General features: G+C 31.1%; 13 protein-coding genes. 4 read left to right on the top strand and 9 right to left on the bottom strand.

Going from position 1 to position 12,589, the window contains the following annotated elements:
- Positions 1–9: 9 nt before the first annotated feature.
- Entirely contained in the window at positions 10–558 is a 549-nt protein-coding gene (locus tag ACE193_RS19220) for a hypothetical protein (RefSeq protein ID WP_375559837.1), read from the bottom strand.
- A gap of 317 nt (positions 559–875) precedes the next feature.
- Here ACE193_RS19220 and ACE193_RS19215 point away from each other — a divergent pair, with 317 nt between their 5' ends.
- The gene (locus tag ACE193_RS19215) at positions 876–2,429 is read left to right on the top strand and encodes a hydroxymethylglutaryl-CoA reductase (protein WP_375559836.1); all 1,554 of its coding nucleotides are present in this window, start codon (positions 876–878) and stop codon (positions 2,427–2,429) included.
- Between the two features lie 113 nt (positions 2,430–2,542).
- On the opposite strand, the gene ACE193_RS19210 is transcribed toward ACE193_RS19215, so the two are convergent.
- Together ACE193_RS19210 and ACE193_RS19205 are read right to left on the bottom strand one after the other, a co-directional pair.
- On the bottom strand, positions 2,543–4,660 hold the full coding sequence (locus ACE193_RS19210) for a SurA N-terminal domain-containing protein (RefSeq protein WP_375559835.1): 2,118 nt from the start codon (positions 4,658–4,660) through the stop codon (positions 2,543–2,545).
- Between the two features lie 467 nt (positions 4,661–5,127).
- Positions 5,128–5,766, bottom strand: a complete 639-nt coding sequence (locus ACE193_RS19205) for a trimeric intracellular cation channel family protein (protein WP_375559834.1) — start codon at positions 5,764–5,766, stop codon at positions 5,128–5,130.
- 200 nt (positions 5,767–5,966) lie between these two features.
- On the opposite strand from ACE193_RS19205, the gene ACE193_RS19200 reads away from it, so the two are divergent.
- A complete protein-coding gene (locus ACE193_RS19200) occupies positions 5,967–6,164 on the top strand; it encodes a hypothetical protein (protein ID WP_375559833.1) in 198 nt (65 codons plus the stop codon).
- Between the two features lie 161 nt (positions 6,165–6,325).
- Here the strand turns inward: ACE193_RS19200 and ACE193_RS19195 are convergent, their stop codons facing one another.
- Positions 6,326–6,892, bottom strand: a complete 567-nt coding sequence (locus ACE193_RS19195) for an ExbD/TolR family protein (protein ID WP_375559832.1) — start codon at positions 6,890–6,892, stop codon at positions 6,326–6,328.
- A 247-nt stretch (positions 6,893–7,139) separates the two neighbouring features.
- Between ACE193_RS19195 and ACE193_RS19190 the strand changes: the two genes are divergently transcribed.
- Together ACE193_RS19190 and ACE193_RS19185 are read left to right on the top strand one after the other, a co-directional pair.
- The gene (locus tag ACE193_RS19190; RefSeq protein WP_375559831.1) at positions 7,140–8,213 is read left to right on the top strand and encodes a CAP domain-containing protein; all 1,074 of its coding nucleotides are present in this window, start codon (positions 7,140–7,142) and stop codon (positions 8,211–8,213) included.
- A gap of 11 nt (positions 8,214–8,224) precedes the next feature.
- Positions 8,225–9,130: a hypothetical protein gene (locus tag ACE193_RS19185; RefSeq protein ID WP_375559830.1), complete on the top strand. Its 906-nt coding sequence runs from the start codon at positions 8,225–8,227 to the stop codon at positions 9,128–9,130.
- A gap of 77 nt (positions 9,131–9,207) precedes the next feature.
- On the opposite strand, the gene ACE193_RS19180 is transcribed toward ACE193_RS19185, so the two are convergent.
- The 5 genes from ACE193_RS19180 to ACE193_RS19160 all read right to left on the bottom strand — a co-directional run bounded on the left by ACE193_RS19180 (position 9,208) and on the right by ACE193_RS19160 (position 12,546).
- Positions 9,208–10,098, bottom strand: a complete 891-nt coding sequence (locus ACE193_RS19180; RefSeq protein WP_375559829.1) for a glycosyltransferase family 2 protein — start codon at positions 10,096–10,098, stop codon at positions 9,208–9,210.
- A gap of 15 nt (positions 10,099–10,113) precedes the next feature.
- Complete coding sequence (locus ACE193_RS19175) at positions 10,114–10,515, bottom strand: hypothetical protein (RefSeq protein ID WP_375559828.1); 402 nt, start codon at positions 10,513–10,515, stop codon at positions 10,114–10,116.
- A 94-nt stretch (positions 10,516–10,609) separates the two neighbouring features.
- Positions 10,610–10,801 carry a hypothetical protein gene (locus ACE193_RS19170; protein WP_375559827.1) on the bottom strand — a complete coding sequence of 64 codons (192 nt, stop codon included), beginning with the start codon at positions 10,799–10,801 and terminating at the stop codon, positions 10,610–10,612.
- A gap of 116 nt (positions 10,802–10,917) precedes the next feature.
- Positions 10,918–12,039 carry a transposase gene (locus tag ACE193_RS19165; RefSeq protein ID WP_375559008.1) on the bottom strand — a complete coding sequence of 374 codons (1,122 nt, stop codon included), beginning with the start codon at positions 12,037–12,039 and terminating at the stop codon, positions 10,918–10,920.
- 33 nt (positions 12,040–12,072) lie between these two features.
- A complete protein-coding gene (locus tag ACE193_RS19160; RefSeq protein ID WP_375559826.1) occupies positions 12,073–12,546 on the bottom strand; it encodes a hypothetical protein in 474 nt (157 codons plus the stop codon).
- Between the last annotated feature and the right edge of the window lie 43 nt (positions 12,547–12,589).

The following is a 12,589-nucleotide window of genomic DNA, read 5'->3' as shown; positions in this document are numbered from 1 at the left end:
CAAATAAATCTAATCATAAATTCTATCAATAACCTGCATATTTTGAGGCATACGAGGCTCTATTTTATACAAATTTTCTTGAAGCCCTGTAAAAAAAGCCTTTTCAAAATATCCTACCAAATAAATAGCTGCAAGTGGCATTCCCTTGAAATAATATTTCCCTCTCCAACGCAGATTACAACCTCGTTTTGTTGGTGTAATCTCTACAATCGCTCGTCCTTTGAGTGGATGTTCGGCAACAGGCTCATAGACAAAATATTTTCCATAACTAGCCTCAGTTATATAATAATGATGTACTTTGGCAAAAAGAGGTGTTTTATAAATTGCCATTACTTTGTTTCCAGCTTCTATTCCTGTAGTTTCTAACTCTTCCAAATGCTGAATCCAAAGCTCACTTTCTTTTGAATTTCTGAATGCTTCTTCTATATATGTCCAAAGTACGGTAGGCGAAAAATTGGTCTTAAATGTATAATCAAAACTAATTTCTTTTGGCTTTTTCCACCAATATGAAATACCTGCTGCCAGTGCAGCTCCAAGCAAAAGAGTTCTTTTTTTCATAACTGAATCTATAATCTATATAATTAGGGTAGATGAATACTTCTTAAAATCAAACGATACTACTATTTGTTTGTAAAATACTATTCTCACTTTCAAAATTACTATTTATTTATTAGAATGGAAGGATAAATAGTTGGATAGTAAAGATTTATGCAAAATTTAATTTAGTATTAAACGATATAATTGTTGGTTTTTTAAAAAAAATCCAAATAATTTGCTATTTCATTAAGAAATAAGTTGTAATATCAATGGTTTTTTATAATATTAGCTTAATTTTTAATTCAATCAATTTTTACACACACCTTACTGCAAAACTTATGCAAATACCTAGCTTAATACTCAAACAACTTTATTCAAGAGGAAGTTTGAAAAATACTGACCAAGGAGTACAATTTACTATCAAGAATCGTTTGAGTGATGCCAAATTTAGCGAGCTTGTTAGTGTTGAGATAAATGGAAAAGAGGTGCCGATGAGTGATATTCAAATTGACATGGGAGATGGAAATGTAATCAACCCTTCTGCCATGGATTCTAATAGTCCTATTGATTTTCCATTAAGTAAAAGCTTTAATGTACTGGCTAATATTGACAAACTTCCAGAAGCAAAACACGATATTCAGATTTCCTTTGTAGCAAATCCATTTGGTAAGCTCAAATTCAAGGTACAAGATGCTATTTCAGGTTTCGGAGATTCAGAAGTCAAAATCCCTAGAGATAAAAATGATGATTATGCAGAAAGTGCTATCAAAACTAGACAAGAATTTGTTGAAAAAGTTACTGGTAAAAAATTAGACCACGTAACAAAATATTCTTTTGACCCACATATCGCAGCAGGAAATTGTGAACATTTTGTAGGTGTTGCACAAATTCCGATTGGTATTGCAGGACCTATTACAGTAGATGGAGAACATGCAAAAGGTGATTTTTTAGTTCCGATGGCAACAGCAGAAGGAACATTAGTAGCTTCTTATAATCGTGGTATGAAGGTGCTTAACCTTAGTGGTGGCGTAAAATGTACCGTTATTGGAGATGCTATGCAGCGTGCGCCTGTCTTTGTATTTAAAGATGCTCGTGGAGCTAGAGATTTTGTGGAGTGGACAAAGAAAAAAGAGATTTATGCTAAAATTACAGAAGAAGCAGAAGCTACTTCAAGTGTTGCCAAACTTAGTGATATTGATTGTTACCTATCAAATAAGTTTGCTTATCTACGTTTCAATTACAAAACAGGTGATGCAGCAGGTCAGAATATGGTTGGGCGTGCTACTTTTGCAGCTTGTAGTTGGATTTTGGATAATTACGACGAAAACAAATTAGAGCATTTTTATTTAGAGTCTAATTTTGCCACAGATAAAAAAGCATCTCAAATCAATGTAATGCGTACTCGTGGTAAGCGTGTGGTAGCAGAATGTACAATTCCTAGAGATGTACTTATTCAAAATATGCGTGTAGAGCCAGAGTCTTTAGCTTATCACGGACAAGTAGCCACTATTGGTGCATTTCTTTCAGGCGCAAACAACAATGGAGCGCACTCTGCCAATGGTATTACAGCTATGTTTATTGCTACAGGTCAAGATGTAGCAAACGTTTCAGAATCTTCTGCTGGTATTCTTTATTCAGAACTTACTCCAGAAAGAGACCTTTATATTTCAATTACTATTCCTTCTCTAATTATTGCTACTTATGGTGGTGGTGTTGGTTTGGCTACTCAAAAAGAGTGTCTTGAAATGATGGACTGTTTTGGTAGAGATAGAGTAAACAAACTTGCTGAAATTATCGCAGCTGTTGTACTTGCTGGAGAAATTTCTCTTGGTTCGGCTATTTCTTCTTCTGACTGGGTATCTAGTCATGAACAATATGGTAGAAACAGATAATTAAATAAAGTCAGAAGTATGATTTTAGAAGTCAGAAGTGAATGCAATTTTTCTAAAAGACAAAAAAAACCTAAGTTTTTCAACTTAGGTTTTTTGTTTAAGACTAATAAATCTTAATAAAAACTATCAATATTTTCTTCTGTATCAGTAAGTTGTTTGATAGCACGAATAATTCCACCTGAATTATAAGGCTGTTGACGGTCTTCTTCTAATGGAGCTTTGTATTTAGCGTAATCGGCTACTTCTCCAGCTTCAGTACGTTTTTCTACTTTCATTATCAAAACACCTGATTCGTCTGTTATAGGTTTAGAAGTTTCTCCTTCTTCCATTCCAAAAGCCATACCTACTGCCTTTGGAGCAAAACCTACCCCATTAAGTGCATTAGTGATATATGTATAGTTTTGTTGGTCAAGTACACGAGCTTGGTCGCCAAATGCTGTTGCCAATTCTGCTAATGTACCTGTCTTACCTTCTAATTTAGCTAAGATTTCTTTTTGCTTAACTTCTTTGATTACTTCACGACGAACTTGCTCATATACTTTAGAAAGAGGCTGAATTCCTTTTTGAGTACGAGATTTCAATACCATAACAATATATTGATTATCCACATCAAATACTTCATTAGAAACAGAACCTATTTTTGTATTTTCTTCAAATCCCCAACGAATAGCTTGACGAATAGAAGCATCATAAATATTATTCAAAGAACGAGCATTTTGTTTTACATCATTTGCTTGCAAACTGAGTAAATTATATTGTTTAACACGGTCTTCGTATTCAGTCATATTTTTACTAGAAGCCAAATCGCCAGCTTGACGGTAAAGAGCCTCACGAGTAGATTCACTTGGGTCTAACAAGCGACTAACAGAGGCAAGTAAATACTTGTTTTTCTTTGTCAAACCAGTAACCTCTATGATGTGATAGCCAAAACGACTTTCAACTAATTCTGGTAAAACACCATTGCCAGTAGCTCCAAAGGTAGCATCTTCAAATGGTTTTACCATCGCACCACGACCAAACCAGCTCAAATCTCCTCCTTTGTCTTTACTGCCATCTTCACTATATTCTTTTGCAAGTTCTGCAAAGTTTCCACCACTTTTTGCTTTTGCTAATATTTCTTTTGCTTTAGTTTCGATAGCTAATTTTTCTTCAGGACTTTTTCCGTCTGTTTTAAACAAAATATGACTTGCTTTTACAGAATCAACTGCTAATCCTAATTCTTTTACTACTTTAAACATTTTGTATGTTCCATTTGAAGCAACAGGATTGGCTACAAAACCAACAACGACTTCTTCTCCCATTTGATTTTTGATGGCATTAGGGAAATTAGAAGTAGAAAGTTCTGCAAAGTTAGCCTCTATCTGTGAGTGTTCTGCTATAAAAGATGTGTCATTTTGTGTTGTTGCAAACTTATCTTTAATATTTGTCAAATAACGTTTAGTATCTGCACTATCTGATTTTGAAGGTACAATCGGAATAGTAACATATTCTACCGAGATTGAAGCTACATCATCGTACTCTTCTTTGTGAGAATTATAATACTCTTTGATTTGGTCTTCTGTAACAGTTACAGTAGAATCAGGAATATTTGCATAAGGAACATACAAATATTTCAAATCTAATTTCATTGTTTCGTCTTCATAACGACGTTTTGCCTCTGCTTTAGTAACATAAACAGATTTACGAAGTAAATTCTCATACTTCTCATTTCTACGAGATTTAGGAAGCTCTTGCTCAAAAGCATTAAAAGCACGGTGCATTTGAATAGTTTGTTCTGTTGGTGGATTTTTTAGAAACGCAATTAATTGGTCTTTATCAAAAACACCTGTTTTTGGGTCAGTAAAGGCTTGTTTGATTTGAGGAGAAACATTATTTCCTTGTACCATATCCACAACTTCTTCTTTTGTGATGATGATACCCAATTTTTCCCATTCTGGTTTGAGTGCATACTCTGTAACCAATTCATTCCACGTCTGATTACGAACGATTGGCATTTGAGATTCATTTATTTTTGTCTGTTGGCTTGCTTCCATTCTATCACGCATGATTTGAAGCTGATTATTAAAATCTTGGTATTTGATTTCTGTTCCATCAATTTCTCCAATGATTTGATCGCTACCCATTCTACTTGCACTGCCAATAAAGTCAGTAAGAACAAAGGCTGCAAGTGCGCCCAAAATAACTACAAGAAGTAGTCCTGTGCGTTTCTGAATTGCTGTAATTATAGACATAATCTATCTGTGTAATTTTTTAAAAATGATTAATGTGAAATTGAATTCCAAATTTTTAATAGAATTTTTCTAATTATCTTCTACCTAAAAATAAGTGTTCAGTATCATTGAAATAAGTACTGATAAATTTGTGAACCAGATTGACAAACTAGACTTCTGTACTTACTTTGATACACAACCCTTCACAAAATTTTAGTCTGCAAAGGTAGCTAGTTTTATTAAAAAATCAAATTTCCTTTTACATAGAATTAGCCAGAAATAGACTTATATTACTAAAAAAAAAATATTTTCTCAACTATACCCTATTTTATAGGTTCATATTGAAGTTGTTTAAGAATAAGTTTTGTGTATTTATTTGTTGGTGTCGCTACGCTAAAACACCAACAAAAACTGTATTTTTTCCATAAAAAAGTATTTAAAATTTCTCCTTTATGAAAAAACAAAACTATTTTTAAGCATACAGACTTCTATTCTTTTGTATCATTTAATGGTTGTAACTGTGGTAGGTGAATATGAAATCTCACTACTATCAATCGTACAACAATCACAGTCAAAGCAGCAATGACTTCTATTACTCCAGTCAAAAGATTAAAATAACTACAAATGAAATACATTCCACCTCCAGCAATACAAGATAAAGCATAAATATCTTTACGAAATAGTAAAGGAACTTCATTTAGTAGTACATCCCTAACAATACCACCGACAGAACCAGTAATAGTTCCCATCACAATACACACCCAAATAGGAAGGTCAGCATCAATACTTTTGGTAATACCAACTATAGTGAATAAGCCAAGTCCAATTGTATCAAACATAAATAAAGTACTTCCCCATTTGAATAATTTACCTTTAAATAATAAGACAGTAATAAGAGCAACTCCTGTGGTTAGAAAATACTTTGCATCCAATATCCAAAAAGGAGTTACACCAAGTAGCAGGTCTCTTAATGTTCCACCACCAATTGCAGTTACCAGTCCAATAATGTATGCTCCAAACCAATCCATTTGTTTTTTTGATGCCAATCTAATACCACTAATAGCAAAGGCAAATGTGCCAAAAAGGTCTAGTACTACAGTAAAATCAATTTGTGAAATGTTTTCCATTTATCGTTTTAATTCTGTTTTTGACAGCCATAAGGATATGCAACCCAGTTATAGCTTTGTTATTAAAATATTTGGTCTCAAAATTATCTCAAATATAACTTCTCTCCAAAAGCAAAATATATTTTTAATAGAAAATTGAAAATTACTTTTCACTACTTTTTTTGTACTTTTGTAAAAACTTAAATCAATACTTTAAAACTATGACAATCTTATATACAATCCTTCTTGCAATAGGCGTTCTTATGATTTATTTTGTAGGAATGGGGGTCAGAATGTTTTTTCAAAAACAAGGACAATTTAGAGGAACATGTGCTAGTCAAAGTCCATTCTTAAAAACTGATGATGGCTCATGTAGCTATTGTGGAAAATCGGCTGAAGAAGCTTGCCCAAATAAATAAAGTAATAAAAACCTATACGATTCTTAAAATCATATAGGTTTTTTGTTTAGGAATAGAAATTAAATAAAACACTTATTTAGAAACAATAAATCATTGGCATTCAATGTATTACATTCGTAATCTTTAATTAACTTCGTCGTCTTTCAGTTCGTAATTGTTCCTTAGATAGAATTATTCTGTTCCAAAATAGTAACAGGAAACTCTTTTTGTAGAAATTGATAAAACTCTTTTTCTTCTTGTGTTTTCTGTAAAGCAAAATCTATGACTTCAAGAGAAGTATATTTTGCACCCATTTTTTTGCTCAAAAAATCTGCTTTTGCTTCATTATATCCTTCTTTGATTTTATCCAAAACTTCAATATAAAAATTATAATCTGTTTGGCGTTGGCTGCTCAAAACAACAATAGCTTTTTGTGGATTTTGTGAGTAATTAGCATCTTTTCCATAATTCATCAAATGCGTCTTGACAAGTTTTTTGATTTCTGAAACAGTTGCATCTTTATCTGATTCAATCAAAATTTTGTTTTCAGAATTAATACTAACTCGCAAAACATCTCTATCCAAAGCTGGCGTAGGCTTTACCTCCTGTTCTTGCTTTTGAGGAAGAGACATTGCAAGTCCTTTTTCAGATGCTATTCGTGTACTGACCAAAAAAAAGATGAGTAACAAAAAGGCAATATCTGCCATCGAACTCGCATTTACAGTCGCTTTTTCTCTCTTAGAATTCATAAAATTGAAAAGTTTAAATAATTTAAAAATTGATATGTTCTAAGCTGTTTTATATTTAATTTGGTATAAAATCTAAAACCTCGCTTTATTTTTGAATCCTTTTTTATCAAATTAGTAACAATTCAATTTTAAAAATCTTATAAGACTACAAACAACGCAACGTTAAAAAACTGCGTTTATGAATTAAATATGTAATTGTACTACACCAAAAAATTCTACCTATTCTATTATTAAAAAGAAAAAAATTATGAAAAGTCATAGCAAAAACCTGTGGGTTTGTATTTTATCTTTATTCATAACTCTCTGCTTATCAAATTATACGTTTGCTCAAGATTTGAATCAACCCAATAATGCAACTTCAGTTTCAGACAAACCCTTTGTCGATTACAAACCAGTTTATAAAAAATGGCAGAATAATTATATTTTAGATAAAATTGATTATACAAAAGACCGAACAATTTTTCATTTTCGTTATGTTTCTCATTACGAACAAGGAACAGCAACCTATTACGGACCAGGAGAAGATTTAGCTTGGTTCTTAAAAAATGATGCAAACCCATCAGAAGTTTTTAAAATGATAGAAATAAAAAATATTGCTCGTAATGGAAAAGTGGAAATTCCTGTTCTCAATACTAAAAAACCTGTTCAACTTATTACACATAATAATGATGTTTTTACGTGTGAAGTACATTTTGAAAGGTTGCCAAATCATGTAAAAGTAGCTGATTTTATTGAGGGAATTGGGGCAGAATTAAAAACAAATCATTTCAACTGTCTTGATGTAGAGATGAAAACTTTTGATAGTAAAGATTTGGGTTCGCAGCAGGATATGATTACCAATATTACAGATTTTCAGAAACAAGAAGGCGTAACGAATAATCCAATTCCAGAGATAACAGACGAACGCATAGAAGAAGACCAAAAAGTAGATGGTGTTTTTGCACAGCGTTTTTTGGAGCTTACCAATGAACTTCGTACTAAAGGTTGTCATTGTGGGGGAAGTTATTTTGCACCTGTTGAAGAGGTCGAATGGAGTGATACAGTAGCTTATGCAACAAAAGAACTTGTAGTAAATTTGTGGAAAACAAAAGGAATGACAACCGATGTGGGTGGAAAAAATACTGTTCAACGTCTTTCAGACTTTGGAATAAAAACAGAAAGAGCCTATGAAAATATGTCATATAGTTTTACCGAAATAGAACAGGCTTTTCGTGGCTGGAAACTCACCCCTCCACAATGTAAACGCTTAATGGATGCACGAGTAAAACGAATTGGTGCAGCAAGAAAAGATAAATATTGGTCAATGATTCTGATTTATTAATAAAATTACCTTTGAATACTCACAAAATAAATTCCTATTCACATTCAGATTTTTTGAATGAACGAAGGCAAGACCCAATTACAGGCGATTTGATTGTAGAAGGCGATGAAATCGTGTTTTGTAAGGAATGTAAATCAGCTTTTTTGAAAAGCTCGTGGGAATATCTGAATGAAAAGCATTGTAATCAGAAAAGAACTTTAGCTACTTTTCCAGTAAAGAAAACACTCAATTTAAAATCGAAGAGGCAGTATTTTAAGGCATATTTGCATAGTATTTCGGATTGGAAACAATTTGATACACAACTCAAAACTTTGCCTTGGGTGCTTTCTAGTTTGGATATGAAGGAATATAAAAGAGAAAGAGGCGATATAAGTTTCACACTTGGAAAAGTAGTTTCAATTTCAGTCTTATCAATTTTTGTATTTATAGAAGCAGTAAAAAACGATTTTATAGATGATGATTTAGCTATGATAGGTTTTATAATTCTTATGATTTTTTCGGTTGCAGCTATCGTATTTTTTTGGTCTAAAATAGCATCAAAAGATACTGATTTTGTATTGGATAAAAATAGTGCGCCAGCCATAAGCATAGAAAAAGACCAAATCATTATTTTTATGCCTTACAAAGAACAAAAAGTAACTCTAGCAAAATATAAAGTAGAGGAAATTGAGCTTATTCCAAAGGAAGAAAATAATTACAAATTGCGTATTTCATACAAAGGTGGAACGATATTTTTCTCTATGAACCTAAATCAAAACTCACTTAGTAGTTTGATAGAAACCCTTTATGATTGGTCAAATGCAGTTAGAATTGACTTGACAAAATTAAAATTTGCAGTAAGTGGAATGACTGATTATAGTTATTTGTATGCTTCTTTGGATGAAGAAGAGGAAAATCCAAATTTACTTTTACCGTAGTATTGTATTTGTAGGTTAAAGACTTGTCTTTGACTGTATTTTGTGTCGTTACAATTCTTCTTGTTAAAGGCAAGCCTTTAACCTACTAATTTCAAAATCAACTTACCAAACAACCCAAAAAATCCCTTTGCAGCTTTATAATTTTTATACTTCAATGATTCTTTAAAATGATATAGTACAGAAATTGAAAGCGATTTATATTCTTCTTTATTCTGACATAAATAAAATCCTTTTTGGCAGACTTTGAAGGTAGAGTACAAATGAGGATTATTTTTTTTCTTGAATGTAGAAGAATGAGAATGATTTGTTTTTCTATAAAAAGTCAGGTTTTCATTAAGAAAAACATATTTCCAATTTCTACTACTTCGCACCCAAAAATCATAATCTTCATAAGAAAGAGATTCATCATATCCTCCCAATTCTTCCAAAACCTCTCTTTTAATAAGCATAGTAGGCGAACAAATCATTCCTCCAGCTCTAATAAGTTCTTTAAAAATAAATCCGTCTTTTGGTGTTTTTTTGTACCAATCAAAATAATAATTTCCTATTTCATTACTTTCTTCATCAACCTCTGCATTTATTAGGGTAGCATTTGTAAAACAAATTCCTGTCTTGCTATCAGCATTTTCTAAAACTCTTACTTGCTTTTCTAATTTATCAACTTCAAATTTATCATCAGCAGCCAAATCTATAATATATTGTCCTTCCGAAATCTTGAAACCTTCATTGAAAGCTGCACAATTTCCTTTATTATGTTCTAAATGAATAGTTTGAATAGTATAAGAATGATTGTCTTTTTTTTGGTAAAAATCACTTATTATTTTATCAATAACTTCTTTGCTATTATCTGTACTGGCATCATTGACAATAATGAGTTCCCAGTTTTTGTAGGTTTGATTAAAGACAGAATACAAAGCCTCTTCGATAAAATTTGCGTGATTGTAGCACAGACAGATGATTGAAACCATTTTTTGATAGAATTATTAATTACTCAAAGCTTGGAGTTTTTCTAAAATAAATTCTATTTCATCTATAGAACATCCATAAGGCAAAATAGCTTCTACTGATTCTCTATAATTTTTATTTTCTAAAATTTTATGAAATTGTAATTTTAAATATTTATTCACTTCTGAATCTGCTGATTGTATTGTGTTAATTAAATTTTCATTATTCTGTACTACATATATAATATCTTCGAAATCGTGGCTAATTCTCAAATCTGTTCCTCCTCTTCCTAAAAGAGCTTCAAATTTTGTAGCTAAATAATATTCAACTGGCAAAATATAGATAGTTGTTTGTTTTGTAAGTTGATATAAAATTCTATTTTCAAATCCCGATTTATACCATTTATTTGAAAATCCTAATATACTTGTATCAGTAGGCATAACATCGACAATTATTCCTTCATATATAAATCTACAAATTAAAGGTTTTTCTGAATAAATATCATTTTTAAAACCTTTTTTCTTAATTTTTCCTCTAAATCAGAATAAACCATTTTAGAATGAACCTCAATAATGCAATCGACATCTTTTTAGGACGAATATCCGATAAAGAAGCATCATCAGCATAAATAAATGTAACCATTCCACCAAGAAAAACAACTTCATCTTTTAATTCTTCAAATCCTTTTGCTACAAATTCAATCAAATTTATATTCTCTATATTCATTTTAAAATAATTTTTAATTAATCAAAAAAAACGTTTATCTAATTCTTTAATTTCAATTTCTCTATTTTTTCCTATACGCAACGTATCTGTAATTACAGTACTGGACATGTGTTAATTTAGGTTGTATTTTGAGTTTTAGATTTTTGCACTAATTGGGTTATTATTTTTAATATTTTGTCTATAGAAGTAGCATAAAATACTACTTTTCCATATCCGATTCTAAAAACAGACTCGTAAAAGGATTCATTGTCTTTTTTTACTCTTTGTTTTGTTTTTACTCCTTCTAAGATACAGAGTAAAAAAGATGCAATTACTAATGCCATTAGAACACGAATTTTTCTTGGGTTTACCATTCCTAACTCCTCTAAATGAAATCCATTTGTTTTCAAATGTCTAAATAAACACTCTATTTTCCATCTGAGATAATAGATAGCACTAATTTTCTCCTTTGTTAAACGATATTTGTTGGTTAATAAAATGACAAACTTTTCACTTTCTTTTGCTGCTTGAGCATTATAAGAAATCACTATTTTTAGTTTTTTTGCAAAGTCAGTTTCAAATTCTTGGCTTACTAGTTTGCCTGATTTAGCTTTTTTAAGTAAGCTGTGGTATTTTTTAACTTCTAATTGATAATCTCCCTTACAAAGACGAATAATGTAAGTATATCCTTGTTCTTCTAAATACCTAAACCAAACTCTACCTTTATACTCTCTATCAGCTAAAATTGTAAATCTTTTTAAAAAAGGATATAACAATAAAGCCGATGCTAATAAACTTTTACGATGAGCAACAGTAGAACTACCTTTTCGTTCTAAATTGATCCAAAAAATAGGAATAGCCATTTTTCTATAAATAACACTTAAGACCAAAACATGATAGGTATATTCCCCTAATTGCCAAACACTACCATCCATAGCTAGATAGAAAATTTCTTTTTTTATGTCTTTTCTATTCAAAAAAGAGCCTATACTAAAAACTAGAATCAGCTTCCATAGTGTTTTTTGAACATAGACATCCAAAAAATAACGAGTAAGCCGTTTATAATGAGAATCAATTTGAACAGTAGGAGAATTTAAAAAAATACCTACTTGATTTTTTAATTTGTTTAGATTAACAGTTTCTTTTATCAGAATACAGCTAATAAGCAACAAAGTAGCGTGAACATAATGGATAGGAATATCTGAAAATTCCTTTGTATATTTGTTCAGCAGGACGGAATAGAGTTTTTTGGTTTTCACACTTCTAAATTAACTCTTTCTGTCCTTTTTTTGTCAAAAATTTAACTCATGTCCAGTACTATAATCTGTAATAGCCATAAGTTCATAAAATAGCAAATCATTTTCTACTACTTTTGGAAGAGATTTGTAAAGTGGTTTTATTGTTTGTCCCTTTACAGTCCCTTTAAAGTATGCCCAAACCAACTTTTCTCCATTAGAAACAATCGAATTATTAATAGGAGAGGCAGAATGAGCTGTCGGGATTCCTTTTACAATCGCCCCTAACTCTACAGGAAAGACATATTTTAACCCATACACTAAAAATTCTTTTAATGAATTTTTGGCTACTTGTCTTTTACTTGAATCTATTAATTTAGCAATCTTTGAACGATTCAAAGAAGTTGATATTTCAGCAGGACTAATTTTTAATGACGTTGCTAAGTCTATATTTCTCCACTTATTATTTACCTCTTCATTTTTTTCCAAAGAGATAATTTTTAAAAGAATAGCTATGTCTTGGGGACGCATATTATTAAGTTTTTACATAGTAAAAAATCTTCAATTCACGATT

Origin of the sequence: Bernardetia aquimarina (genome assembly GCF_042180575.1) — a bacterium.
Taxonomy (GTDB): domain Bacteria; phylum Bacteroidota; class Bacteroidia; order Cytophagales; family Bernardetiaceae; genus Bernardetia.
Note: the sequence above shows the minus strand (reverse complement) of the source record. Positions and strands in the feature narration are given on the sequence as shown.